The sequence below is a fragment of the Mesorhizobium sp. M0862 genome (assembly GCF_040319795.1).
Lineage (GTDB): Bacteria > Pseudomonadota > Alphaproteobacteria > Rhizobiales > Rhizobiaceae > Mesorhizobium.
Window position 1 is genome coordinate 71373 of the sequence record NZ_JAMYOJ010000016.1, and the last position, 25394, is coordinate 96766.

Consider the following 25394-nt stretch of genomic DNA (forward strand, 5'->3'; position numbering starts at 1 on the left):
CTGTGGACCCTGGGGTGTCCCGAGCGAAGTTCGATCGGCAGATCGGCTGGTTCCAAACACAAGCAGGTATTTACCGGGCTCAGGGTTGTTTCCTGATCGAGGCGAGCTTCCCGACGGCCTTCTTCATCTTCGCACCGCCGAAGATAAAGCCACAGATCATCGGTGCAGCTGTCGAGATCGACTTCTCCAATTACGACCTCCGACCTCCGTCGGTGGTCTTCGTCGACCCCTTTATACGCCGGCCGATTGCCCGGAAAGATTTGCTGCTTAGGATGCTGAGACGACCGCATCTACCCGGAACCCCACCGGATATGATTTTGGTCCTCATGCAGCAGAACGCTCTGTCGCTGTCGGACTTCATCCAGGCCAACAGTGCGGAACACACGCCATTCCTGTGCATGGCAGGCGTCCGGGAATACCACGACAATCCAGCCCATTCAGGTGATTCATGGCTTCTCCACCGGGGTTCTGGCGAAGGCTGTTTGGCCTTCATCCTGGACAAGATCATCAAGTACGGGACCGGTCCCGTGGAGCAGCTTCAGTATCAGTTCCAAATCTCAGTGGGAGCCATGATAGCCCCCCTACCCGCCATTCCAGAATGACCGAGCTCAAGGATGTCGGGACAGTCGCTCTTCCCCGAGACTGTCTTTCAAGTGTCCAGGCGCACCTGCGCTCAGTTGGGCGACAGGGCCATGAGGGGATGGCGCTCTGGGTCGGCGTTCAGCAAGACCAACACTTTGGCGTAACAGAGACCGTTATCCCGGCACAGCGTCACATTCGGACGGGCGACGGCGTTTGCGTGATAGTTCCGGCCGAAGAACTACACCGGCTCAATGTCTGGCTCTACAAGAGCAGCCTTAAACTCTTCGCCCAGATCCATAGCCATCCGGGCCGAGCCTACCATTCGACGACCGACGACGCCTACGCGGTCGCTACCACGGTTGGGTGTCTGTCGCTGGTGGTGCCCAATTTCGCCCGCGAGCCTTTCGATCTTGCTCGGGTCGCCGCCTATCGACTTGACGCGAAGGCGAACTGGAATGAGGTCCCATCCGCGGCACTCAGGCGGATGATCACGATAACGGGTTGAACGATGGCACTCGCTAACTTCATCGACCGCGCCGCCACGGCAGCTTCTCAGGTGCTGGCCGACTTTCATCTATGCGACTTCAAAGCAGCCCTCGAAAAGCAGGTCGTGGCTGTGGCCTTCGACAGCCAAGCCGCTTCGTGTGCCGAGGGCCAGGCGACGCTTGACCTTACGGTCAGGTTGCTTGCCAGACTGTATCCGGTTCTGGCCATACTCCCCCTGGATATGGCCGCGAGCTCTCAAGCCCAAGCGCTCGAGCGCTTGGCAAAGTCGATCAATCCAAAAATCAGCATCCGGCGTTCCGGCAAGTTTGCGACGGTCTGTGTAGCTGCAGGCGCGGTGCACCCATCACTTCGGTGCCCAACGTTTTTCATGGGATCGCAGGGTTGGGCGGCAAAGCTGTCGCGTACGGACCCGGTGGGCTCTGGCTCGAGCTTGCTGCCCTATGGAGCTGGCGCCGCAAGCTGCTTCGCCGCGGCCAACGTCTTTCGAACCATCTTTGCTTCCCAGCTGACCGGCGCCGAGCTGGACGAGAACATCGGCCTCTCTTTATGCACCTACAACAAGAGCAACGCCGGCGATTCCAGCCCCTTAAACTTCCCTGTCGACCTTGGCGAAACGCACCTCGTTGGGCTCGGCGCGATAGGCCATGGCTCGCTATGGGCGCTGGCGAGGCAATCCGGTCTGTCGGGGCGCCTGCATGTAGTTGATCACGAAGCTATCGAACTCTCAAACCTGCAGCGCTACGTGTTGGCGGGTCAGGCGGAGGTCGGCCTCTCTAAGGCGGCCCTCGCAACCAACGCCCTTCGGTCCACCGCCCTTGAAGTCGAGGCGCACCCTATGAAGTGGGCAGAATATGTTGCGCGCCGGGGCGACTGGGTATTCGACCGAGTGGGTGTGGCGCTTGACACCGCCGCCGACCGTCTAGCTGTCCAAGGTGCTCTGCCCCGATGGATCGCGAACGCCTGGACTCAGGAGCAAGATCTAGGCATCTCGCGGCATGGTTTCGATGACGGCCAGGCTTGCCTTTGCTGCATGTACATGCCGACCGGGAAATCCAAGGACGAACACCAACTGGTCGCGGAGGAACTCGGAATGCCGGAAGCACACGAGGAGGTAAAAACGCTCCTGCAGACCAATACCGGAGTCCCCAATGAGTTCGTAGCTCGGGTGGCTACGGCGATGGCTGTGCCGTTTGAGCCGCTCGCCGCGTTTGTTGGCCAGCCCCTCCGTTCCTTTTATCAGCAGGTTATCTGCGGCGGTCTGGTGTTCCAGCTTAGCGATGGAAGTCGTCTCGTTCGAACCGTGGTTCCGATGGCCTTTCAATCAGCGCTTGCCGGGATCATGCTTGCCGCAGACCTGGTCAAGCATAGTGCGGGTTTTCCGATGAGTCCGACGACCAGCACTCGCGTGAATCTACTGCGCCGCCTTGGTTCTCACCTCCATGATCCGAAAGCCAAAGATTCCAGTGGCCGCTGCATCTGCAGCGATGAGGATTTCATTGCCGCCTACAGGCTGAAATACGGCTGTGCCGTTGAACAGCTGAGCAACGGGTCCGCCTAAGAAAGATCTGAAGTCTTCGTTACCGCGGACGGCGCGCTGTCAGGCGCTCACCGATGTTTTCGACCACGATCGAGTGCCTGATGAGAGTGCGGGGCGGATTATGACACGCTCGGCCCGCTGCTTGCCAATGTCAGGCCCAGAACCCACGACAGAGATCCTTGAGGGACGGCTCGCCGTTAACGTTTTTTGTACTGTTATCTACGTTCGACCATATTCGTCGTCGAAGCGAACGATATCATCCTCGGCGAGATAATCGCCGCTCTGCACTTCAATGATCACCAGGTCAATTCTGCCTGGGTTCTCGAGTCGATGCTTATGGCCGCAGGGGATGTAGGTAGATTCGTTTGTCCCCAGGAACAACTCCTGCTCGCCATTGACGATTTTGGCGGAGCCGCTGACCACGACCCAGTGCTCCGAACGATGATAGTGCATCTGCAGGCTCAACTGGCGACCGGGCTTCACCTCGATGCGTTTGATCTTGAAGCGCTCGCCTTCCTCCAGAACCGTATACGTACCCCACGGCCGGTGTACCGTGCTATGGACCAGATGAGCTTCATGTCCCGAAGCCTTGAGGCCCTCGAAGAGCTTCTTAACGTCCTGAACGCGGTCGCGGGATGTGACAAGCAAAGCGTCCGGGGAATCCACGATCACCAGATCGCTTACACCTACCGTGCCGATGACGCGCTTGTCGGAGCTCACATAGGTGCCGGTCGTGTCGACCATGTGCACATCGCCGCGTATCCTGTTCCCGCTTTCGTCGGGGGCGATCAAATCGGCCATTGCGTTCCAAGATCCGATGTCGTTCCAATCCATGTCGCAGGGAATCACGGCAAGTCTGTTAGTCTTCTCCATGACAGCGTGGTCGAGCGAGATTCGCGGCGCGGAACCGAAATGCTCAGGCGCGAGTTCGATTTTGGCAAAGCCTTGGCATTGACTGGCGCGGCCGTTCTCGTAGCTGTCGGCGACGGCCTGGAGCACCTCGGGACAATGCAAAGCCATCTCGTCGAGCATGGTTTGCGCACTGAAGCAGAAGATGCCGGCGTTCCAGAAGAAGCATTTGGACGCGACATAGGCTTTGGCAGTATTCAGATCCGGTTTTTCAACGAAACGGACGACGTTCTCACCATCTGCTTCGATGTAGCCGAATGCTGTGTCCGGTCTGGTTGGAGTGATGCCCAATGTGGCGATCCGCCCGAGCTTCGCATGTTCCATGGCCACGCCCATGACGTCTAGAAACGCAGGCAAGTTGCCAATCAGGTGATCGGCCGGGAAGACGCACAGAATCGCGTCAGGGCCTTGCGTGGCCCTCGCATGGATCGCGGCTGCCGCCACGGCGGCGGCCGTATCCCGAGCTTCGGGCTCGAGTAGAAAGGTGCGTGGCAGGACCACGGAATCCAGTTCGTCAAATTCGTCCTTGGTCAGGAAGAGGTGTTCCCCAGATGTCACAGCGACGAGTTCCACGACACCTTCTATCGAAGCGGCGCGCAGCACAGTGTGCTGAATGAGAGAATATCCATCCGCTACTTTGAGGAAAGGTTTGGGGTGCGATTGCCTTGAGGCGGGCCATAGCCGCGATCCGGCTCCGCCGCTGATGATCACGGGAATCACTTTCATAACCAACCTCAATTTCGTCTCTGGAGTGATCGCCCGCGTTCTTTCGAGCGTCAGCGTCACGATCGCCGTCGCTCTGGCTTGTCTGCGGCCCCCGCGTAACAGCGAAGTTCTGGCGCGTTTCGGGCGGCGTCAGATGACGACGCTATCGGTAATGTACGACGCCTCCACTGGCGTCGGTGAGAAATGCGCATTCAACTATGCCTGTTGGTTGCGTCTGCCGAATTGCGCAGGTGGCGGGTCTTAACTGAGATCAGAGACTTGGCTGTCTTCTATCAAAGTCAAACGACTTGGCTCCTTCAGATCGAATTCAATTACCCGTGGTGCGAAAAGGCGTGCATATCGTGTAAAGGCGCTCGTCGGGGGAAACCGAATTACGGTATCGCAGCGCCCGAGAAGATACATCTCAACGAGGGCGGAAATACCGCCGTCAATCCCGAGTGCTGCAGTGTGTAAGGGGCCACCTTGATTGGATCCGAAGTGCTTCGGGACAGTGAGCAGATCGGGAAACCTGGCCGACAGAAGATCCAGTATCCGCGCGCTGTCCGTGCATAAGAACAGCCGCACAGGCCTGGGGTGCGGTAACGCCTTAGCCTTGGCAATTGCAGCGCACACTTGCCGAACGGCGAGCTCCGGATCGGCCCAGTAGGGCGCATGCTCCATGATGTCTTCACCGTTACCGTGCCGAACATGAATCCCGATGATGCTGTGCCCCTCAAAACATTCCTGATAAATGTCATCTATCCGGGCTTGAATTTCTGGCCGAGGCTTGACACTCTGGAACACCTGCCGCTCTGCATCCTCATCGCACCGCCACATCAGACAAGCGTCACACACTACTGTGTTCGCTTCGACATCGTGTTCGGCCTGAAAGAGCTCGCCCAACTCATCGCGCTCTTGGAAAATCTGCTCATCTGGCCGGTAAAGGCACTCGATCGCCGGCCTGTTCCACCACTCCGGGAAGAATGGACCAGGGAAGGAAACGTCGTTGATCCGGTCGTCGGAAATAGCCGGCACGCCAGCGATGTCATTGATCGGCTGGAAGAACACCGGAAACGCATTTGTGAAGGGTTGGTCGAGGTAGCAGGCCCCCCGCCAGTCGATGGCTAGAGTTCGTCCCGACCGCTGCGCGTAGCGCCAAGCGGCCGCCAACGACCACAGACAATCACCGAACCCCGTACGCCTCCGAGAGACGACGAACCGGCGCTTTTCCAATCCACTAACATGCATTTTCGGAAATCTCGTTTCAGAGAGGATGTTGCATCCGGCTTGGAATCCTTAGTCGACACTAGTAAACCCTGACGCCGGGCGCTTGGCAGAGGCCGGGCGTAGGGCAGAAGAGCTCCCTCAGCACTGCCCACTAATCCCTCTCGCACAGCTTGAAGCCGATGCCCTCGCTTCCGGTTCAGCCTTCTCTAATGGGCCTCCGCGGCATATGTAAAATCTATTGAGTGGATGCCGGCCATCCATGTGTTGGATGCCATGATGAAGGGGCTCGGCTGACGCGGGCCCGGCCAATGCCAATAGATCCGAAACAGCCGGGAAACGCTGCGACACTGCCTGCCGAAGCAAATCATTCCGTCGACGCCATACGCAAGGCTGCATACAGCAACCGGTACCGGGCGAGATGAGGTCGACAGCTCGACGCGCCTGGAACCAGCTGATCGACAGAATCTGCAGTCTGCTCCCAAAGTTCTGCACGACCTGTGCCGGATGCTTTGGTGAGGGCTCGCGGCCACGAACTTTGTCCTCGCCCCGAACGGAAGCTCGCGCCTACGACTCCGGGCCGGCGATGCGCCCCCGCTGCTCGGTCAGACCATCCATTCTGTGGATGCACTTTATCCAAACAATCGATTTCACTGATCCAAACAATTCCCATTAGAAGACGCTGAAGCAAGAAAGAAAGGCGTCCTCACTCGCTGATGGATGAGCAAATCAGCTGCAAGATGCTGGGAGTACATGTCGCTCACGACGTGAGCTGAGCGGCACTCAGACCGCATGTACGAATCCGACAGGTTAGCGGCGCAATTCTATTTTGCTGTGACTCCAAGCAAGAGGTGTGCTCGGCTGGCGGACTGTCAATGACGAGCTTCGCGCCGCATCTGTCGAAGTGCTCCATAGGGCAGGGGCGGGCCGCACATTGTGTCGGCGTGGCGAGCCGGAGCCGAAACTTTAAACTTTAATAGAGCAGGAATAGAATGGGCGATAGCAGGAAAGTTGCTCTTATTACGGGCATAACTGGACAGGATGGTGCCTATCTCGCCCGTCTTCTTCTCAAAAAAGGCTACATCGTTCATGGGATTAAGCGACGTTCCTCTTCCTTCAACACGGGTCGTATCGAAGACCTCTACCAAGACCCGCACGAATCCGATCCGCGCCTGATCTTGCATTACGGTGACCTCACTGATTCGACTAACCTCATCCGCGTGGTTCAGGAATCTCAGCCAGACGAAATTTACAACTTGGCTGCTCAGAGCCATGTGCAGGTGTCGTTCGAAACACCTGAGTACACAGCAAACGCGGACGGTATCGGTACATTGCGACTTCTTGAGGCGATTCGCCTCCTCGGTCTGACGGACAAGACCCGCTTCTATCAAGCCTCGACTTCAGAGCTATACGGCCTCGTGCAGTCCGTACCGCAGAACGAAACGACGCCCTTTTATCCGCGCAGCCCTTACGCCGCCGCCAAGCTCTACGCCTACTGGATGGTCGTCAATTATCGCGAGGGCTATGGTATGCACGCTTCCAACGGCATTCTTTTTAATCACGAAAGCCCCCTTCGTGGCGAAACTTTTGTGACGCGCAAGATCACCCGCGCTGCCGCTGCTATCTACCTGGGCAAGCAGGACAAGCTTTATCTCGGCAATCTCGATGCTCAACGCGATTGGGGCCATGCGCGTGAGTACGTGCGAGGTATGTGGATGATGATACAGCAGGATCAACCGGATGATTACGTGCTGGCTACGGGCAAAACGACTCCTGTCCGCCAATTCGTCGAGTGGGCTTTCGAAGATATCGGCGTCGAGATCGAATGGCGTGGCAAGGGTGTCGGCGAAAAGGGCTATGATGTAGCGAGCGGCAGATGCCTAGTCCAAGTGGACCCACGCTACTTCCGCCCCACGGAAGTCGATCTTCTCCTGGGTGACGCTACCAAGGCGAAGGAGAAGCTCGGCTGGGTGCATGAGACATCCGTGCGCGAGCTTGCTGCGGAAATGGTCCGCGAAGACCTGAAGGTCATGCAGACATCTGTAGTCATGAAGGAAGCGTAATGTATGATCTGAACGGAAAAACCGTGTGGGTCGCTGGCCACAAAGGTATGGTGGGCAGCGCTGTTGTACGCCGACTCGCGTCTGAAGACTGCAAAGTTGTGGCCGCCCCTCGGGGAGAGCTAGATCTCAAGCGACAGACCGAGGTTGAAAACTTCGTGGCAGTGATGAAACCGGACGCTATCATTATGGCGGCGGCAAAGGTAGGTGGTATTCTCGCGAACGCCACCTATCCGGTCGACTTTCTTTACGACAATCTGATGATCGAGGCCAATATCTTCGCGGCAGCCCACGAAAACAATGTCGACCGCGTCCTCTTCCTCGGCTCGTCTTGCATCTATCCGAAGATGGCACCACAGCCCATTCCTGAAAGCGCGCTTTTGACCGGGCCACTAGAGCGCACCAACGAATGCTACGCCGTCGCCAAGATCACCGGCATCAAAATGGCTCAAGCCTATCGCCAGCAATATGGCCGCGACTACATCTCCGCTATGCCGACGAATCTCTACGGGCCAGGCGACAATTATGACTTGCAGTCAAGCCACGTCATCCCAGCGCTGATCCGGAAAGCGCATGAAGCTAAGCTCATAAGTGATAAGCAAATCACCATCTGGGGCACAGGCACACCACGTCGGGAATTCATGCACGTCGACGACTGCGCCGACGCATTAGTCTTCCTTCTGAAGAACTACTCTGACCATGATCACGTCAATCTCGGCTGCGGACAGGACATCACGATCCTAGAGCTGACTAGAATGATCTGCCGTGTAGTCGGATTTACTGGGGAGATCGCGCATGATCACTCTAGACCTGACGGTACACCGCGAAAGCTGATGAGCGTCGACAAGCTGCGCACTTTGGGATGGGCAGCAAAGATCACTCTCATGGAAGGCATCGAGAGTGTCTATCATGCATTTCTGAACGGGAGCTACACCGAACGGCGATAGATAAGAGGATTTGCTGCGTCTCAGGCCTGTACGCGCTTTCGGGACCCAGAGCTAATGTAGACTGAGACAATCACTCGATGGCGATAGCGCTCATGTGAGCCAGCCGCGAGGAGCCCTGCCGGACCCGGACCCCATCCGCTCCAACCTCGTCGCCGTGAAGGTCACGGTGCGCTGCCCACGCCGACGCCGACTGCGTCAATCCTCACAAGGGTAACCGTCGAGAACCGAACGCGTCTACGGTAACCGAATGTACTTCTTGTTCTCGTCCGAGGGATCTGTCGATGGGCATTCCGGACGAGCCAAGGTTTGAGCATGTTACCTTCAAAACCCGGTTAGCAACGTCGGATTTGGTATGAAATTCGGAACAAGTGGATTACGGGGCCTAGCGACAGAATTGGCAGGAGCCGCCTCTGCCCTATATGCAACGGCATTCGCGACATTCCTGCTGGAATCCGGCCTGGCCAGAATTGGCGACGAGATACTCATAGGGCGCGACTTTCGCGCCTCGAGTCCGGCCATCGCCGCCGTCTGTGCGGCGGCACTGTCCGCGCTCGGCTTCATCGTAGTCGATTGCGGCGCAGTCCCCACCCCTGCCCTGGCACTGTATGCTCAGGCGCGTAAGAGTGGTTGTTTGATGATCACAGGCTCGCACATTCCGGCCGACCGTAATGGAATAAAATTCTATCGACCCGACGGTGAGATCGACAAGGGTGATGAGCGGGAGATAACGCGCATCGCCTTGCAGTTGGAGAAGCGCGGATACGTCCTTGAAGGTGCTGTTGCACGTCGGCAGCACCGGGAGGCCGAATGCAAGGCCTTTTTCATGGCGCGCAATCGAAAGCTTATGGAGATTAATGCTCTAAAGGGCTTAACGGTGGGCGTATATCAGCACAGCACAGTCGCGCGCGATCTCTTGGTTGACATTCTCTCATATCACTGTGCGACGGTCGTAACCCTGGGACGTTCGGAAGGTTTCATTCCTGTCGACACTGAAGCGGTCTCTGACGAGACTGCTCAACAGTTCAAGCTCTGGGCCAAAGAGCATCGGCTTGATGCGGTCGTCTCGGCAGATGGCGATGGTGACCGCCCACTGGTAGCTGACGACCACGGAGACCCCCTTCGCGGTGATTTGTTAGGCCTGATTACGGCGAACTTCCTGCAAGCGAAGGCAGTCGTCACGCCGGTCACATCAAACTCTGGTATCGAGACCGCAGGTTCTTTTAAAGTCGTGCGTACCAAGGTTGGATCGCCATTTGTTATTGCTGCCATGCTCGATTTGGTTGCGTCGGGTCACAAGCGCGTGGTTGGTTTCGAAGCAAACGGTGGTTTGTTGACCGGCACGGACTTTGACCCGAACGGAACTAAACTGCCAGCGCTACCTACACGCGACAGTTTTCTCCCCATCCTTGCGGCACTTTCCCTTATTAAAACAAGTGGGCAGCCACTGTCGGAAATTGGCAGTTCCTTTCAATTGCCGGCGGCGGCGGCGGATCGCTTGGAAAATTTTTCCGTCGAAAGCAGCACTCGCCTCATGACATACCTTCGTACGGCGGAAACTAACATCGCCGCCTTCGTCGGGTCGATTGGAGTGGTAAGCAAGGTTAGCGATGTTGACGGACTTCGTATCACTCTCGCGGATAAGCGTGTCTTGCATTTGCGTCCGTCCGGAAATGCCCCGGAAATGCGGTGCTACGTCGAAGCCGAAAATCGGGAGGACGCGGAGCTTTTGCTCCGGACTGGATTGGATCGAATTCGTAATTGGAGGCAAGGCTAAATAAAAAGCCGCCTCCCTGCGTATTCCAGGTGACCCTGGGGGTCGCACGAGCTACTCTAGCGCGATCAGAACGTCCACAGTGTCCCTGGCCCTGTCCGCTTTGAAGCGAACCGGAACGCCCGTGGAAACAGCCGATCCGTACCGGCCACGGACCGCCCAGTAGCTCATGGTCAAGGCAGCGCCTTCCGGTAGCGAACAGCCGGTCCCGCACTCACCGCCTGTGCCGCATGTACGATGGCGTTGGTGTCCAGGCCGTGGTGACGGTAGAGGTCCGCAATAGTCCCCGTCTGGCCGAACTGCTCGACCCCGAGCGCCTTCACGCGATGCCCGTTAACCCCACCGAGCCATGCGAGCGTCGCCGGGTGGCCGTCGATCACGGTGACGATGCCGCAGTCACGCGATAGCGGCGCGAGCAGCCGCTCGATATGACTCAGGGCGCCAATCGCGCCACGCTGCCGGGCACGTTCCGCCGCCTGCCAGCCCGCATTAAGCCGGTCCGCGGAGGTGATCGCGAGCAGCCCGACATCGCGCCGGTCCTCCGCCAGAAGACCCGTCGCGGCAATCGCCTCCGGCGCGACAACGCCTTGATAAGCAATGACGACACTCGCGTTCGGCCCGGGCGGACGCAGCCAATAGGCGCCATTGACGATGTCCCGCGCGAGCGCCGGGTTCATGTCGCGCAGCGGCTGCTCGAGCGGCCGGGTTGACAGGCGAAGATAGACCGATCCTCCGGTCTGATCACGCAGCCACGTCGTCTCATCCGGATCCCCCTCGCCATTACGTTGCATGTAATCGAAGGCAAAGCGCATGATCACGGACAGTTCGTCGACGAAGGCCGGTTCGAAGGCGCAAAGCCCATCCTGCGCCATGCCGATCAATGGGGTGCCGATCGACTGGTGTGCCCCGCCCTCGGGCGCCAGCGTCACGCCCGAGGGCGTTGCGACCAGCATGAAGCGCGCATCCTGATAGCAGGCGTAGTTTAGCTGGTCGGCCGATCGGTAGATGAAGGGATCATAGACTGTCCCGATCGGCAGCAGGCGCACGCCATTGATCGAGTGCGAGAGACCGAGCGCCCCGAGCATGATCATCAGGTTCGACTCGGCGATCCCGAGCTCAAGGTGCTGCCCCTTCGGCCCAAATTCCCAGGTAAAGGTCGACGGAATGCGTTCGGCCTTGAAGGTGTCCGCCATGGTCTCCCGGGCGAAAAGGCCGCGCCGGTTGACCCAGCCACCGAGATTGGTCGAGACCGTCACATCGGGCGAGGTGGTGACAATGCGGTCGGCAAGCAGACTGCGCTCGCGTGCGATGTCGTTCAGGATCTGGCCGAAGCCCATCTGGGTCGAGAGCGGCTTGCCGGGCTGCCCCGGTGACGGAAGGGTTTCAGGCACCGGCACCGACGGCGCAGACAGCCTCCTACGCCCCTCACTGAAGAACGGCGCCTTTGCGAAGAAGGCGTCAAGTTCCGCTTCCGGCAAGGTGGCGGCCGCCCATTTGTCCCACTCCTCACCCCGCTTTACGCCCATCTGCAGGCGGTAGTCTTCCATCTGCGTGGGCGTCATCTGCCCCGCGTGGTTGTCCTTGTGTCCGGCAAGCGGCAGACCGTAGCCCTTGATGGTGTAACAGATGAAGCAGACGGGACGGTCATGCCTGGACGCCGCCTCGAAGGCTTCGAGGAGGCTCGGCATGTCATGCCCGCCAAGGTTCGTCATCAACGCCTGCAACTCGTCGTCGGAGCGGCGTTCGATCAGAGTGGTGACCGGCCCTTGGTCTCCGATCTCGTCGAGCAGCCGCTTGCGCCAGGCAGCACCCCCTTGGAAGGTCAGCGCCGAATAGAGCTGGTTCGGACAGCGCTCTATCCACTCGAGCAGCTTCTCGCCCCCCGGCTCGGCAAAGGCAGCCTCTTGCAGAGCGCCGTGGCGCAGGACCATCACGTCCCAGCCGAAGTTGCGAAAAATCTGCTCGAACCGCTGCCAGAGGCCCTCCCGGATCACGGCGTCGAGCGACTGGCGATTGTAGTCGACCACCCACCAGCAGTTCCTGAGCCCGTGCTTCCAGCCTTCGATCAGGGCCTCGTAGATGTTGCCCTCATCCATCTCGGCGTCGCCGATCAGGCTGACCATTCGGCCCTCGGCACGCTCCTTCATCCAGCCGTGACCCGAGACGTAGTCCTGCACCAGCGACGAGAACAGCGTCTGAGCAACGCCGAGACCCACCGACCCGGTCGAGAAGTCGACATCGTCGACATCCTTCGTCCGCGAAGGGTAGCTCTGCGCGCCCTTGTAGCCGCGGAAGTTCATGAGCTTTTCGTGGGTCTGGTTGCCCGCCAGATACTGAAGTGCATGGAAGATCGGCGCCGCATGGGGTTTGACCGCCACCCGATCCTGCGGGCGCAGGACCGAACCGTAGAGCGCGGTCATGATGGTGCTCAGCGACGCGGACGAGGCCTGATGCCCCCCGACCTTGATCTCATCGCCCTCGCGGACGTGGTTGGCGTGGTGGATCGTCCAGGCTGCGAGCCAGGAGACGCAGCGCTCGATCTCGTTCAGATATTCCAGTTTCCTCGTCATTCAGTTTCCCGCAAATCAGCTGCCGGTCTCACAGGACCCCCGCCCAAATGGTCAAAGATCGAGTTTCAACACACCTGTCGCGCGCGACACGCAGGGGATGAAGCGGTGGCCGCGTGCCTCCTTGGACAGGACGGCATCCCGATGGATCGGCTGTCCCGCCAGCATTGCGCATTCGCAGGTCCCGCACACCCCGTTCTCACACGAGGCCATCAACGGCACACCGGCCGCACGCAAGGCGGCCAGTGCCGTGGTCTCAGCCGAAACCTCAACCACCCTGCCCGCACGGAGTTCTATGACGAATGGTTCCGGTGGCGCGCCATCAAACTCGGGAGGCTGGAAAGTTTCGAAATGAACCGTGCCCTCGGGCCAGGGTTCAGCCGCCCGCCCCACGGCGGCCATGAATCCGGGCGGCCCGCAATAGTAAACCTGAGCCTCGGCCGAACGGTTCGCCAGCAGCGCGGCGATCTCCTGGCGGGTCGCCGGCTCGTCGTCGAAATGGAACCGAACATTATCGCCAGGAAGATCGTCCTCGATCACCTCCAAGAGTGGCGTGAGCGCCCGGCCGCGGGTGAAATAGTGCAACTCGAAGGGCTTGGCCTGCCGGGCGAGCGCGCGCGCCATGGCCAGAACCGGGGTGATCCCGATCCCCCCTGCCAGCAGCAAAGTCGGCCCCTCGCCTAGCTTGAGAGCAAAATGGTTGCGTGGCGTGGAGACAGGCAGTGTGGAGCCGACGACAATGGTTTCGTGGATCCACGCCGAGCCGCCACGGCCGTCATTCTCGCGCTTCACCGCGATGGTGTAGCAGCTGAGCTCGGTCGGATCGCCGCAAAGTGAATACTGACGTACCTTTCCTTCGGGAAGATGGACATCAACGTGAGAACCCGCTTCGAACGCCGGCAGCACAGGTTTGCGTGGGTGTTTCAGGTCGATGACCAGCACGTCGCCCGGCTCCTTGCGGACAGCGGTCACGGTCAGCTTCATGATAATACGCGGCGAGGCCATGGCGTTTCACTCGTCGATGGGCAAGATCAGATCACCGGGGCGGATCACGCCCCCGACCTGGATTGTGCAGTTCAGGCCGGAGCGGTTCAGAAGCCCCTCGTAGAGACCCGGAAGCCCCAGCAACTCCTCGATATACTTGCACGGCACATTCATCCGGGCGGCTCTGAGGATCGTTTCCCCGACCCGGAAGCGTTTGCCGACAAGATGGCCAAGCGGAACGCCTCGTGTCGTCAGATTGCGCCGGTGATCTTCGGGTGCGAGCTTGGCCTTGAAGCCCGGAATCCTGGGCTCGCCCTTCGCGATGGCGTCCAGAACTTCAGCTTCGATCAGTGTCACCTCCCGAACGTCGGGACGCGCCGAATAGGTCCCCGTCCCCAGGTAGTAGCGGTCTCCGACAATGCCTTGGCCGGCAATAAGCTGCGCCTGCGCCAGCTCCTCCATTTCATAGGAGGCAGCGGGAGCGATATGGATGTGAAGCAGCTTTCCTTGCCAGATCATGCATCGCTCTCGGAAATTCGTCTCGCACCAAAATCTGCCGCCAAACTGGCCTGATCAACAGCACCAGTTGCATGGCGTTTTCCCAGTCCAGTTGGCTTTGCCACGAAATGCGGGTGGGCCTTAGGATCGCTTGCAGCGCCAGCTTTCGACGTCCCCCCGTCTCAGTTGTTCCGCACCGGCATCGCGTCTTGCACCTGCTTGACAACCTCTCGCAGGACCTCAACGCCCTTCCCGATCTGCCGAATGCTCAAGGCGGCATAGCCCATGACAAGTCCCACGCGATCGGTGCGGCCTTCGTCCGATGGCCGTTCGTAGAGCGGCGAGATCAGGTGTAGCCCCAGGCCAGCGTCGCGGGCGGATTCGACCAAGGCCGTTTCCCGCGATCGTGGCAGGTCATTGAACCAAACCGCGACGTGCAGTCCCGCATCAGCTCCCTGGACAGTGATGCGATCCCCGAAGCTGTGCTGCAAGGCATCCAACAACGTTTCCCGACGCTCGCCGTTCAGCCTGCGCACACGGCGCACATGGCTTTCGTAGCCGCCGCTCTCGATCAAAGATGCCAGCGCTTCCTGTTCAGCGACCGGCGAATGCCGGTCTGCGAATTGTTTGGCGGTTGCAAAGACCTCCTGCAATTCGGGTGGGACGACGAGGTAGCCGATGCGCAGCATTGGCGAGAGCGTCTTGGATATCGTGCCGAGATAGATGACAGCCCCGTGGTCCTCGAGACTGTGCAGCGGTGGAACCGGATTGATGTCGTAGCGATATTCGCTGTCGTAGTCGTCCTCGATCACATAGGCGTTGTTGTGCCGCGCCCATTCCAAGAGTTGGTGGCGGCGCGCAATAGGCATGACGCCACCCAGCGGAAACTGATGCGATGGCGTGACATAAGCCAGTCGTGCCCCGATCCCCGCCAGCAACTCGGTCTTCATCCCGTCTTCGTCGACGATGACCGGGATGGGTGAGGCACCCGTACTGGCAAAGACCTGACGCGCCATCCTGTAGCACGGATCCTCGATGACGAAGCGGTCGGCGGGATCGAGAAGCAGGCGCGCGCACAGATCAAGGCCCTGCTGCGAACCGCTGACGATGATGATCTGGTCGAGGTCGCAGCTCAGGGTCCGGGCGCGCCAGAGATATCCCTGAAGCGCCTGGCGGAGCCGGCGCGAGCCGCGAGGATCGTCATAGGCAAGACGCAGCGGGCGCTGCCCCATCGCCTCGTTCATCGCGCGTTTCCAGACCAATGATGGGAAATCCGACGGTGCCAGGTCCCCATAGCGGAACTCGACCTTCAGCCCAGTCGGCAGATAATCTGGCCAGGGTGACGTCGCGCGCAGCCGCTCGCCATATGCGGACAGGTGGATCGGGCCGACCCGTTTCGCGTGAGTGCGGCCCGTCTCATGGCCGATCAACGAAGACGCAACGCGAGGTCGCGCGCCTTGACGGGCTTCGATGAAACCTTCCGCAGCCAGTTGCTCATAGGCGACCGTCACCGTGGTTCGCGAAACGCCGAGGTCATTTGCCAGGGCCCGGGAGGATGGCAACTGACTGCCGGTTTCGTAGACGCCGCCGAGGATTTGCTCGCGAAGGGCCTCGTATATCTGGCGTGCACCCATCGCGTGCGAGCGCGCTGCAGACCCGGCACTTGAAGACTGGACCATCTCTTTCATCGACAACTGGATATTTCACATCGGCCAGTTTGCCGTCAATGTTTTCGGAGCCCAAGAAAGATCTCAGAGGCCGAATGACCCGCAAATATCAATCCGAAACCGATGCTCCAACGGGGTCTCTCAACCGCACCAGCCCCGGATTTGCCACCCGGGCGATCCATCATGGCTACGATCCGGCCGGCTTTTCCAATGCCGTCCAGCCGCCAGTGTTCCTGACGTCAACCTATGGGTTCGAAAGCGTGGCAGCAAACGAGGCCGCCGCCGCTCTTGGTGGACGGCTCTATGCGCGCGAATACAATCCGACGACCGAGATCCTCGAGCAGCGGCTCGCCAATCTGGAAGGAGCCGAGGCGGGGCTGGTTGTTGCCTCGGGGATGGCGGCCTTCGGCACGCTGATCCTGTCGCTCCTGTCCCAAGGCGATGAACTCATCGTCCACAAGACGCTTTATGCGAACACGCTTGCCATGGTCGAACAGGCGGTCCCCCGCTTCGGCATCAAGGTCGTCGCGGTCGATCTGTCCGATCCCCAAAATCTCGATGCCGCGATCACCGAGCGGACGCGGCTGGTTTTCTTCGAGACGCCGGTCAATCCGCTGAGCCGCATCCTCGACATCGCGGCAATTGCCGAGCGCGCTCACGCGCGCGGTGTGAAGGTTGCCGTGGACAGCACCTTCGCCTCGCCCGCGCTCCAGCGACCGCTTGAGCACGGGGCGGACATCGTGCTCCATTCGCTGACCAAGTACATCAATGGTCATGGCGATGCCCTTGGCGGGGCGCTTCTCGGCGACGCGCAAACGCTCCGTACGCTGCATGAAACGGGCCTGCGCTACATCACCGGCGCAGCGCTCTCGCCCATGTCAGCTTTCCTGATCCTGCGCGGTCTGAAGACGCTGACGCTGCGCATGGAACGGCACAGCGCCACGGCCCTTGCGGTGGCTCGGGCGCTTGAAGCGCACCCGGCAGTGGCATTTGTGAGTTATCCCTTCCTCGACTCGCACCCTGATCAGGTGACGGCGCGAAAACAGATGTCCAACGGATCGGGCATGTTGGCCTTTGGCCTCCACGCTGGATACGAAGGAGCGCGCCTGATGATGGACCGGCTCAACCTGATCACTCGCGCCGTCAGCCTCGGCGATGCCGACAGCCTTATCTATCATCCAGCAAGCCTCACCCGTGCTCGGCAACCGATCCGCAAGGATGCGCATCTGGCCGATGGAGTGGGCGAGGACCTCATGCGTCTCTCGGTGGGTCTTGAAGACGCCGATGACCTCATCGCAGACCTGCGGCGGGGTCTGGACGGCTTATGATGACCTGTCGTGTGGCCACCCTTGCGCTCACGCATGAACCTGGAGCCTTGCCATGGCATTCCTGAGCGGTCTTTCCGCGTTCCCCATTACGCCGACCGATCGTGACGGCCGTGTCGATAGCGTTGGTCTGCGCAAGCTGATTTCTCGGCTTGGTGCCGCTCAGGTCCATTCAATCGGTCTTCTCGGCAGCACCGGCACATACATGTATCTGTCGCGGGAGCAACGGCGGCGGGCGCTCGCCGAGACCTTGGACGAAACCGCAGGGCGAATGCCGGTCGTGGTGGGTATAGGCGCGCTGCGCACCGACGAAGCCGTGAGGCTCGCGCAGGACGCCAAGGCCCTTGGAGCTGCCGCGGGGCTGCTTGCGGCGGTTTCCTACACCCCGCTCACCGATGACGAGGTGTTCGAACATTTCTCCACTGTGGCGCGCGAAACTGGCCTGCCGATCGTCGTCTACGACAATCCAGGAACGACGCATTTCCATTTCAGTCCACCCCTTGTCAGCCGCCTGGCAAAGGTGGCTGGGATTGTCGCCATCAAGAATCCGACAGACAAAAGCGATGCGATCAAGAACCACCTGACCGCCCAGAGGCGCACACTGCCGGAAGGGTTCTCGATTGGCTACAGCGGCGACTGGAACGCCGCCGAGGCCATGATCGCCGGCGCCGACACATGGTACAGCGTCCTCGCGGGCATCCTGCCCGAGGTCTGCATGACGATCGTCACAGCCGCGCAACAGGGCGATGCGGCCGAAGCGCGACGGATCGATGCCGCGCTGGTCCCGATCTGGAGCCTCTTCAAGGAGTTCTCGAGCCTTCGCGTCGTCTATGCACTCGCTGAATTGCTCGACATTTGCCGCGCCGACCCCCCGCGTCCCATCCTGCCTCTGCCCCCAGCAGCGAAGCGCCAGATCGCCGCCGCGTTGGAACGCTTGCCATCGGATGCCAGCCGGTGAACAGCAAACCCCGTTCGGCAAGTGAAAGGCAGTGTCATGTATTTACCCGCTCATTTCGAGAACTGATCGAAAACAACGCACTCGGCGTGCAGATAGCCACGGCTGGAGCGGTCTCGACGCCAATCACACCCCCTTCGAACTCGACAATCGACTGCGGAGGTACAGACTGCGCAGGGCACTCCGCCCATGCCGCACCGTTCGCCTTCAAACTAGGAATCGGTGGTTTATGCATTGGAATGGCATCGAGCTGGCGCTTTACTTCCGGCCCGGTGCGCGCATTGAAGCCGGTGCCAATGCCGCCGGCGAACACCAGATTTCCGTCCTCGACATTCGCCAGAGCACGCTTCCCGACCGCCGTAACTGTTGCCGGGTTCGCAGCCGATGACGATGAACTCATCACTCAGCACGCATTTTGTCTCACCCATTCTTGGCGCCGGCCGGATCGATATGGACTGACACGCAGCTTGGAGACGATGCCGTCGAGGCCGAACTGGGAGACTTGCGCGAGAATGTCGCTGCCGCCGCTGATCTCGTCGCTCAGAACGATGCCGTTTGGCGGCGTCTCAGCAGGTTAACTAGCGGTTTGCGCCGATCGACGAGTGGCCGATCGCGAAGACCCTCGCCGTCGATCTTGAGTAGGTCGAAGCCGGCAAGCATGGTCCTGACGTCTCCCGCCGCGGCCAAGAGCCCGCTGAAGACTGGGAATGCGCGACAAGCCTTCTGGTCAACGACGAACGCCTCACCGTCTATTATCGCGTCCGAGGCGCCGAGCTCGGCCACCGCCCGGGACGATAGCCGGAAACCTGAGGGTCCAGTCGTGGAGGTTGCGGGTCGAGGTAGGCCCCCATCGATAGTCGTCCCATTTCATTTCGTGTAGCCAATCAGGGCCCTGCCGGACGCGGCCGACCAGCGGTCGATGTTCGCGACGACCCGAATGTCCAGTCTCGTGTAACCCAGCCTAAAGCGGCCTGTCCGCCCAAAAAATGACATTCAGTTGCCTCCAGCCTTTCGACACGACCCACTTCACGATCTCGTAACTCGCCAACCTAGCGGCTTGTTGCTTGAGCTGCGCGTTCCTAGGGTGTGGTCGCTAGGCCTCAGCAACAAGAGCTCGGTTGCCAGGCGGGCGGAGGCTCAACGAGATAGCCAGCTCAGGACAAGGAGAGCAAGCAATGGTCGCTTTTACCCTCAATGGCGAGGCGCGAACACTCGACGTCGATCCAGAGATGCCGCTGCTCTGGGCGGTCCGTGACGTCATCGGACTCACGGGAACGAAATTCGGTTGTGGGCTTGCCCAGTGCGGCGCTTGCACGGTTCACGTTAACGGCATGCCGACGCGCTCGTGCCAGACCGCAGTCGGCGACATCGAAGGAGCCTCGATCACCACCATTGAGGGTGTGTCGGGCAAGATAGGCGAAACGGTCCAGGCCGTGTGGGCCGAGTTCGACGTACCTCAATGCGGCTATTGCCAGTCTGGCCAGATCATGTCGGCCGTGGCCCTCCTTACAGAGACGCCTAAGCCGTCGGACGATGATATTGATTCGGCGATGAGCGGCAATCTCTGCCGCTGCGCCACCTATCATCGCATCCGCGCGGCCATCCACGAGACCGCCAACCGGCTGGAGACTTGAGGCATGTCGCAGTTTCTCTCGAAGCATAACTCCGTGCGGCCCACGCGCCGCCGGTTCCTCGTCGGCGCGGGCGTCACCACCGCTGGCCTCGCCGTGGGCTACCGGCTAGTGCTGGCGGCGTCCGACATCGCACAAACGACTACTGCAAAGGTTCAGGCGAACCCCTTCCAGACCTATGTCGAGATCACAAAGGAGAACCGAATCATCATCTACTCCTCGCAGTTCGAGATGGGACAAGGCTCCTATTTCGGCATCGCCACCCTGGTTATGGAAGAGCTCGACGGCGACTGGGCGCAAGTGGACGTGGTCGGCGGATATGGCAATACCGCGCTCTACGGCAATCTCGCCTGGGGCGGGGCCGCACAGGCAACTGGTGGCTCCACGTCGATGAGTTCGTCGTGGGAACGCTACCGCAAGGCGGGTGCTGCCGCACGGGCCTTGCTGGTGGCGGCCGCGGCGCAGCGGTGGGATGTGCCAGCCGGCGAGATCAAAGTCGCTTCCGGGGTCGTGTCGCACGCCTCAGGGATGCAGGCGCGCTACGGTGACCTGGCTGAAGCCGCAGCGGGAATGCCGGTTCCCGACGACGTGCCGCTAAAGCCGCGCGACAAGTGGGCCCAGATCGGATCGGACAGCCTCAAGCGCTACGATTCCGCCGGCAAGACCAACGGCGCGCAGACCTACACGATCGACCTCATGATGGAGGGACTCCAGACGGCCGTTATGATCCATCCGCCGAAGTTCGGCGCCGAGATCGAGAGCTTCGACGCAACCAAGGCCAAGGCACTCGACGGCATTGTCGATGTCGTCCAGACGCCGCGAGGCATTGCCGTGGTTGGCAGGGACACCTGGACGGCGCTCAAGGGCCGCGACCTCGTGGAGGTGACCTGGAACGAGGAGAAGGCCGAAGGGCGCGGCACGGCCGAGATCATGGCCGAATACAACAAGGCAGCAGACGATCTGGGCGCGGCCACCGCGCGCGACGACGGTAACACTCCCGCAGCGTTCGCCAGTGCTGAGAAAATCATCGAGGGGCACTACGAATTCCCCTATCTTGTCCATGCTTCGATCGAGCCACTCAACGCGGCCGCCCGAATCAACGAAGACGGCACCATCGACGTCTGGGGCGGACACCAGATGCCCGACCTTTATCAGGCGGCTGCCGCTCAGGTAGGCGGCACCACGCCGGACAAGGTGAGGCTGCACGTGATGAAGACCGGCGGCAGTTTCGGCCGCCGCGCGGTCTTGGATGCAGATGTCATTATCGAAGCTGTTTCCACAGCGCGTGCACTGGGACGCGGAAAGCCAGTGAAGGTGCAGTGGACCCGCGAGAATGACATGCGGGGTGGGCGGTACCGGCCGGCCTATGTGCACGCAGTCAAGGCGGGGCTCGACAAGAAAGGCAATGTCGTCGCTCTCCATGACCACATCGTGGGCCAATCGGTCTTGGGCGGTTCGGCCTCTGCGGCGATGATCAAGAACGGCATCGATCCAACCTCCGTAGAGGGCGCCACCAACCTGCCCTATGCGATCCCGAACCTGAAGGTCGAACTGACCACCACGGACGTGAACATCCCGGTGCTGTGGTGGCGTTCGGTAGGCTCCACCCACACCGCTTACGCGGTGGAAACCCTGATCGATGAGCTCGCCGCCGCTGCGAACCGTGATCCGGTCGACTTCCGCTTGTCAATGCTCGGTCACCATCCACGGCATGCCGCCGTGCTTAAAGTGGCTGCTGAGAAGGCAGGCTGGGACAAGCCTCTGCCGGAAGGCCGTTTCCGCGGCGTGGCCCTGCATGAAAGCCTCTCGACCTATGTCGCCGATGTGGTGGAGATCACCCTCAACGATGAAAATGGTTTCAAGGTCGACCGCGTCGTCTGCGCGGTAGATTGCGGCACCGCGATAAATCCTGACCAGATTCGCGCTCAGATGGAGGGCGGTATCGGCTTCGGGCTAGGCGCGATCCTCCAGGAGGAGCTGACCCTGAAGGGCGGTGTCGTAGACCAAGAGAACTACGATACCTATACACCGCTCAGGATCGAGCAGATGCCGCGAGTCGAGGTGCACATTGTGCCGTCCGAGGAGCCGCCCACGGGAGTTGGTGAGCCAGGTGTGCCGCCGATCGGCCCGGCCGTCGCCAACGCGCTACGGGCGGCGACGGGCAAGACTATCCGCAAGCTGCCGATTATAAAGAACATGTCAGGAATGACACCATGAAACAGCCGCGATGAAGATCGCGCCGTTTTCGAACGCCTCCTGACAGGCGCTCATCTCCATGGGTCAAATTCCGGCGGCTGCCCGCTCCAATATCCGGTTTGGAGACGGCACCCCGTGTTCTGAACGACCACAGACGGGCCTTGGCGCCGGTTCCACTGAAGAACCGCTTTCGAGACGCAAATGCGTCCACTCCATGAAGAGCACAACCGTATAGCACCAGGAAGGCTAGCTACCTCCATCGCTTCGGAGACCCAGGAACCCTCAGAAAACCGAACCTCCCGAGCTCAGAGGCGCTCGTGATCACAATCGCGCTGGTGCGTGGATCATTGTTCAAGGGTTTGCCGATAGGCAGGCGAGATGGCCGATCGACATGATCTTCGCCCGATGCCCTACAAACACAATGCCAGCCGCTGTCACGGAGTCGCGAAGACGAAGGCAATGAGGGTCGACGCCGATACTCATCGTTTGGTTGACAGAGCGCTTGGAATGCCATGCGCTTCACATCGGAGTAGCCATCCGGGAAGCCTGAAGCGCTTTGAAAAAGCATGTGCTGCGGCTGTTATTCATAGCGTGGATGACTTTGATCAAAACAATCGATTTCATCACTCTTCCGGATTCGTGCATGGACAAAAAAGAGCCTCACGCACCAATCACACGCTGCTCTATCGCGTGACGAAAGCTGCCTTAGGAATAATGGAGAAAATCTTCGATGCGCCCTGACGTGCAGTGGAGGTGGTGCCGAGAAAGTGAGTTGCAACTGGCCGACAATGTCGGGCGGTGCGACCATGGTCGCTTCGGAGAATGAAATCGGGCCAGTTCACGGGGCGGTACTGTTATTCGTCGACGGCCGCCCTTCCCAAGAACAGGCGGCATCGCAAGTTGGTTCTGCCGATAAAAACGACATCGCCGGATACATGTCAGCAGCCGCTCAGGATTGGATGATCCAGCCAAGCTCTCGGCGTGATGGCACCGTAGGTGTCACAGTCGAAGCATCTCATTGATCGTTTATGAGGCTTTCTTCGATGCCGCTGATGCCTGACGGGCGGTCGCAGCTGCAGGCGACAACACGGCCTATTTAGTTGGAAACAGTCGAGGTAAGCCAATTTGGCTTCCCGTTACTATTTGGAGAAAGAAATGCTGTGTCTAGGAATCAGCGGCGGACTTGACCAAGTCCATGAAAACCGATTCGAGCGTCCGAACGCCTTTATGCACGATGGCGCCGCGGTGCTCGTCCGAGACGGAAAGGTGATAGCCGCCGTAGAAGAGGAACGCCTCAATCGAATCAAGCACTCGAACAAGCTGCCAAGTGGTTCGATTCAATACTGTCTTTCGACGGCCGGGGTTCAGCTCAGCGACATTGATCGTGTCGCGGTCTACGCCAGCGAGCCTTACGCCAACGCCATGCTTGAAGGTATGTCCGCTTCCCAACCGGACATTCTCTCCATTCCGTTGGATGCTAAAATGTTGGTGCAGAACCTGTTAGCGCGTGAGTTCGACACTAAGTTGGACAGTTCACGTATTTCATTCGTAGGTCATCATCAGGCGCACGCCGTGAGCGCCTTTGCAATGTCGGGCTTCGAACAAAGTCTCATTCTAGCGATTGATGGCTGTGGTGATTTCCTGTCGGGCCTTGTGGCGGTAGGGTCTGGCACAGAAATTACGCAAATCGAGGCTTTCCCGGAGGACAATTCTCTTGGGCTGTTTTATCTCGAGACGATCCGCTGTCTCGGCTACGGCATGTTCGACGAGTATAAGGTAATGGGACTCGCGCCCTATGGCGACCCCGCTCCCTATCGCGAGCTCTTCGAGCAGTTCTACGAGCTCTCCGCCAACGGTGGCTACCGTGTTCACCTCGACCGCATCGGTCCGGCGTTGCTCCGCAACATCGAGATCAGGCGAAAGGGAATGCCTTTCACCCAGCAGCATCGAGATGTGAGTGCGTCACTGCAGGAAGCGCTTGAGCGGATCGTGTTCCACATTCTCCGGCACCACCGTGAGGCCACCGGCATGAAGCGGTTGTGTCTGGCGGGAGGGGTAGCCCACAACTGCACGATGAACGGCAAGCTGCTGTATTCAGGGCTTTTCGAAGACATCTTCGTGCAACCCGCGTCTCACGACGCTGGCTGCGCATTGGGAGCTGCGCTGATAGTCTCTAACGAGATGGGCCGCCCCGCGCCGCGTGAGCGACTGCAGGAGGTCTATTGGGGTCCTGATCTCGGGAGCGACCGCGCCGTGGAACAGGAACTGAATGCATGGGCCGGACATCTCGAGGTTGAACGCTCTTATGACGTAGCGAGCAGTGCAGCCCACTGGATCGCCAACGGCGCCGTGATCGGCTGGGTGCAGGGTCGTTCGGAGTTTGGGCCACGTGCGCTGGGCAACCGCAGCATTCTTGCCGACCCTCGGCCCGCTGCAAACAAGGACCGGATCAATGCCATGGTCAAGAAGCGCGAAGGCTATAGGCCTTTCGCACCATCTGTGCTGGAAGAGGATGCAACCGAATTTTTCGACCTCCCGGACGGTAAGCACGAATTTCCATTCATGAATTTCGTCGTTCGCGTGCGTGACTCAAAGCGCGCCTTGTTGGGTGCCATTACGCACGTCGACGGTACGGCTCGGCTGCAAACAGTATCGCGCGATGCCAACCCCGCTTACTGGGAGGTCATCAATGCGTTCAAGAAGCGGACAGGCACTCCAATTCTGCTCAATACGTCCTTTAACAACAATGCTGAACCGATCGTGGATACGGTTGCAGACGCGATTGCCACATTTTTGACGACAGAGCTGGATGGACTTGTGGTCGGGCCCTTCCTGGTAAAAAAACGGGCTGCAACGCTGCAGGATTGGACTGCGCTTGCGATTTCATTGCCTCCCTCAGTCTCCCTCCATCAAACCCGTGCTTACACAGCGCGAGATCATCAGGAGACTGTCTGCGAGATTATTCCGAACCACTCCAGCATTGACAGTGTGCGAATTTCAAACGACCTGTTTAATCTGCTGATGCGGATTGAGGGCGAAGCCGTGTTAAGCGATCACCTCAATATAATTGCGCCGGATCAGGCTGAGCATGAAGCTCTGATGGAGGACCTGCGAAGACTGTGGGAGCAGCGCCTGGTTCGGCTGCATCCCTCACAAGCTGCTCGGATGGATCATGGGTCCGATCAAAACGCCGGACCAGCCTAATAGGCTATCAATGTGATAGAGATGCCGCTCAAGCTCGGCCAATCAATAGTGTTCATCGACCCCGCCTGCGAGCTCACCGCTGTGATTAGGGGGGTCGAGGTCGCCCTGGTCAGTATGCATAGGAA

General features: G+C 59.7%; 19 protein-coding genes. 12 read left to right on the forward strand and 7 right to left on the reverse strand.

The features are described from left to right. Positions 1-14 precede the first annotated feature (14 nt). From NKI15_RS22570 to NKI15_RS22580, 3 genes are all read left to right on the forward strand, one after another. Entirely contained in the window at positions 15-602 is a 588-nt protein-coding gene (locus NKI15_RS22570) for a putative metal-binding protein (protein WP_245274146.1), read from the forward strand. 98 nt (positions 603-700) lie between these two features. Beyond that, positions 701-1087: a hypothetical protein gene (locus NKI15_RS22575; RefSeq protein WP_245261414.1), complete on the forward strand. Its 387-nt coding sequence runs from the start codon at positions 701-703 to the stop codon at positions 1085-1087. 3 nt (positions 1088-1090) lie between these two features. After that, a complete protein-coding gene (locus NKI15_RS22580; protein ID WP_352887070.1) occupies positions 1091-2647 on the forward strand; it encodes an E2 ligase fold family C protein in 1557 nt (518 codons plus the stop codon). A 198-nt stretch (positions 2648-2845) separates the two neighbouring features. Here the strand turns inward: NKI15_RS22580 and NKI15_RS22585 are convergent, their stop codons facing one another. Together NKI15_RS22585 and NKI15_RS22590 are read right to left on the reverse strand one after the other, a co-directional pair. Continuing rightward, positions 2846-4261: a mannose-1-phosphate guanylyltransferase/mannose-6-phosphate isomerase gene (locus NKI15_RS22585; RefSeq protein WP_352887141.1), complete on the reverse strand. Its 1416-nt coding sequence runs from the start codon at positions 4259-4261 to the stop codon at positions 2846-2848. A 240-nt stretch (positions 4262-4501) separates the two neighbouring features. Then, positions 4502-5488, reverse strand: coding sequence for a nodulation protein NodZ (locus tag NKI15_RS22590; RefSeq protein ID WP_352887073.1), 987 nt, complete (start codon positions 5486-5488; stop codon positions 4502-4504). A 968-nt stretch (positions 5489-6456) separates the two neighbouring features. On the opposite strand from NKI15_RS22590, the gene gmd reads away from it, so the two are divergent. The 3 genes from gmd to NKI15_RS22605 all read left to right on the forward strand — a co-directional run bounded on the left by gmd (position 6457) and on the right by NKI15_RS22605 (position 10245). Continuing rightward, positions 6457-7527, forward strand: coding sequence for a GDP-mannose 4,6-dehydratase (gene gmd / locus NKI15_RS22595; protein ID WP_352887075.1), 1071 nt, complete (start codon positions 6457-6459; stop codon positions 7525-7527). Continuing rightward, the gene (gene fcl, locus NKI15_RS22600; RefSeq protein ID WP_023689384.1) at positions 7527-8471 is read left to right on the forward strand and encodes a GDP-L-fucose synthase; all 945 of its coding nucleotides are present in this window, start codon (positions 7527-7529) and stop codon (positions 8469-8471) included. The genes gmd and fcl overlap by 1 nt, the downstream gene beginning before the upstream one ends. A gap of 352 nt (positions 8472-8823) precedes the next feature. Further along, positions 8824-10245: a phosphomannomutase gene (locus NKI15_RS22605; protein WP_352887077.1), complete on the forward strand. Its 1422-nt coding sequence runs from the start codon at positions 8824-8826 to the stop codon at positions 10243-10245. Between the two features lie 170 nt (positions 10246-10415). Here NKI15_RS22605 and NKI15_RS22610 read toward each other — a convergent pair whose 3' ends face one another. The 4 genes from NKI15_RS22610 to pdxR all read right to left on the reverse strand — a co-directional run bounded on the left by NKI15_RS22610 (position 10416) and on the right by pdxR (position 15970). Beyond that, positions 10416-12812, reverse strand: a complete 2397-nt coding sequence (locus NKI15_RS22610; protein WP_352487295.1) for a transketolase — start codon at positions 12810-12812, stop codon at positions 10416-10418. Between the two features lie 51 nt (positions 12813-12863). Further along, positions 12864-13814 carry a PDR/VanB family oxidoreductase gene (locus NKI15_RS22615; RefSeq protein WP_352887080.1) on the reverse strand — a complete coding sequence of 317 codons (951 nt, stop codon included), beginning with the start codon at positions 13812-13814 and terminating at the stop codon, positions 12864-12866. A 6-nt stretch (positions 13815-13820) separates the two neighbouring features. Beyond that, positions 13821-14312: an MOSC domain-containing protein gene (locus NKI15_RS22620; RefSeq protein ID WP_023808360.1), complete on the reverse strand. Its 492-nt coding sequence runs from the start codon at positions 14310-14312 to the stop codon at positions 13821-13823. A 161-nt stretch (positions 14313-14473) separates the two neighbouring features. Beyond that, a complete protein-coding gene (pdxR, locus tag NKI15_RS22625) occupies positions 14474-15970 on the reverse strand; it encodes a MocR-like pyridoxine biosynthesis transcription factor PdxR (RefSeq protein ID WP_502898708.1) in 1497 nt (498 codons plus the stop codon). An 83-nt stretch (positions 15971-16053) separates the two neighbouring features. Between pdxR and NKI15_RS22630 the strand changes: the two genes are divergently transcribed. Then, positions 16054-17286: a trans-sulfuration enzyme family protein gene (locus tag NKI15_RS22630; RefSeq protein ID WP_352887083.1), complete on the forward strand. Its 1233-nt coding sequence runs from the start codon at positions 16054-16056 to the stop codon at positions 17284-17286. 52 nt (positions 17287-17338) lie between these two features. Next, positions 17339-18241: a dihydrodipicolinate synthase family protein gene (locus NKI15_RS22635; protein ID WP_352887086.1), complete on the forward strand. Its 903-nt coding sequence runs from the start codon at positions 17339-17341 to the stop codon at positions 18239-18241. A 34-nt stretch (positions 18242-18275) separates the two neighbouring features. Here the strand turns inward: NKI15_RS22635 and NKI15_RS22640 are convergent, their stop codons facing one another. Beyond that, the gene (locus tag NKI15_RS22640; protein ID WP_352887088.1) at positions 18276-18638 is read right to left on the reverse strand and encodes a hypothetical protein; all 363 of its coding nucleotides are present in this window, start codon (positions 18636-18638) and stop codon (positions 18276-18278) included. Between the two features lie 775 nt (positions 18639-19413). Here NKI15_RS22640 and NKI15_RS22645 point away from each other — a divergent pair. The 4 genes from NKI15_RS22645 to NKI15_RS22660 all read left to right on the forward strand — a co-directional run bounded on the left by NKI15_RS22645 (position 19414) and on the right by NKI15_RS22660 (position 25269). Further along, positions 19414-19872, forward strand: a complete 459-nt coding sequence (locus tag NKI15_RS22645) for a (2Fe-2S)-binding protein (RefSeq protein ID WP_023708041.1) — start codon at positions 19414-19416, stop codon at positions 19870-19872. 3 nt (positions 19873-19875) lie between these two features. Continuing rightward, positions 19876-22086 carry a xanthine dehydrogenase family protein molybdopterin-binding subunit gene (locus NKI15_RS22650; protein ID WP_352887090.1) on the forward strand — a complete coding sequence of 737 codons (2211 nt, stop codon included), beginning with the start codon at positions 19876-19878 and terminating at the stop codon, positions 22084-22086. Between the two features lie 357 nt (positions 22087-22443). After that, entirely contained in the window at positions 22444-22806 is a 363-nt protein-coding gene (locus NKI15_RS22655; RefSeq protein ID WP_352887093.1) for a hypothetical protein, read from the forward strand. 414 nt (positions 22807-23220) lie between these two features. Continuing rightward, on the forward strand, positions 23221-25269 hold the full coding sequence (locus tag NKI15_RS22660) for a carbamoyltransferase family protein (protein WP_352887144.1): 2049 nt from the start codon (positions 23221-23223) through the stop codon (positions 25267-25269). The last annotated feature ends 125 nt before the right edge of the window (positions 25270-25394 follow it).

What these genes read in the sequence shown, in the direction of transcription:
- NKI15_RS22575 (WP_245261414.1), top strand. Translation starts at nt 701, where the DNA reads ATGGCGCTCTGGGTCGGCGTTCAGCAAGACCAACACTTTGGCGTAACA.
- NKI15_RS22580 (WP_352887070.1), top strand. Translation starts at nt 1,091, where the DNA reads ATGGCACTCGCTAACTTCATCGACCGCGCCGCCACGGCAGCTTCTCAG.
- NKI15_RS22585 (WP_352887141.1), bottom strand. Translation starts at nt 4,261, where the DNA reads ATGAAAGTGATTCCCGTGATCATCAGCGGCGGAGCCGGATCGCGGCTA.
- NKI15_RS22590 (WP_352887073.1), bottom strand. Translation starts at nt 5,488, where the DNA reads ATGCATGTTAGTGGATTGGAAAAGCGCCGGTTCGTCGTCTCTCGGAGG.
- gmd (WP_352887075.1), top strand. Translation starts at nt 6,457, where the DNA reads ATGGGCGATAGCAGGAAAGTTGCTCTTATTACGGGCATAACTGGACAG.
- fcl (WP_023689384.1), top strand. Translation starts at nt 7,527, where the DNA reads ATGTATGATCTGAACGGAAAAACCGTGTGGGTCGCTGGCCACAAAGGT.
- NKI15_RS22605 (WP_352887077.1), top strand. Translation starts at nt 8,824, where the DNA reads ATGAAATTCGGAACAAGTGGATTACGGGGCCTAGCGACAGAATTGGCA.
- NKI15_RS22610 (WP_352487295.1), bottom strand. Translation starts at nt 12,812, where the DNA reads ATGACGAGGAAACTGGAATATCTGAACGAGATCGAGCGCTGCGTCTCC.
- NKI15_RS22615 (WP_352887080.1), bottom strand. Translation starts at nt 13,814, where the DNA reads ATGGCCTCGCCGCGTATTATCATGAAGCTGACCGTGACCGCTGTCCGC.
- NKI15_RS22620 (WP_023808360.1), bottom strand. Translation starts at nt 14,312, where the DNA reads ATGATCTGGCAAGGAAAGCTGCTTCACATCCATATCGCTCCCGCTGCC.
- pdxR (WP_502898708.1), bottom strand. Translation starts at nt 15,970, where the DNA reads ATGGTCCAGTCTTCAAGTGCCGGGTCTGCAGCGCGCTCGCACGCGATG.
- NKI15_RS22630 (WP_352887083.1), top strand. Translation starts at nt 16,054, where the DNA reads ATGACCCGCAAATATCAATCCGAAACCGATGCTCCAACGGGGTCTCTC.
- NKI15_RS22635 (WP_352887086.1), top strand. Translation starts at nt 17,339, where the DNA reads ATGGCATTCCTGAGCGGTCTTTCCGCGTTCCCCATTACGCCGACCGAT.
- NKI15_RS22640 (WP_352887088.1), bottom strand. Translation starts at nt 18,638, where the DNA reads ATGAGTTCATCGTCATCGGCTGCGAACCCGGCAACAGTTACGGCGGTC.
- NKI15_RS22645 (WP_023708041.1), top strand. Translation starts at nt 19,414, where the DNA reads ATGGTCGCTTTTACCCTCAATGGCGAGGCGCGAACACTCGACGTCGAT.
- NKI15_RS22650 (WP_352887090.1), top strand. Translation starts at nt 19,876, where the DNA reads ATGTCGCAGTTTCTCTCGAAGCATAACTCCGTGCGGCCCACGCGCCGC.
- NKI15_RS22655 (WP_352887093.1), top strand. Translation starts at nt 22,444, where the DNA reads ATGGCCGATCGACATGATCTTCGCCCGATGCCCTACAAACACAATGCC.
- NKI15_RS22660 (WP_352887144.1), top strand. Translation starts at nt 23,221, where the DNA reads ATGCTGTGTCTAGGAATCAGCGGCGGACTTGACCAAGTCCATGAAAAC.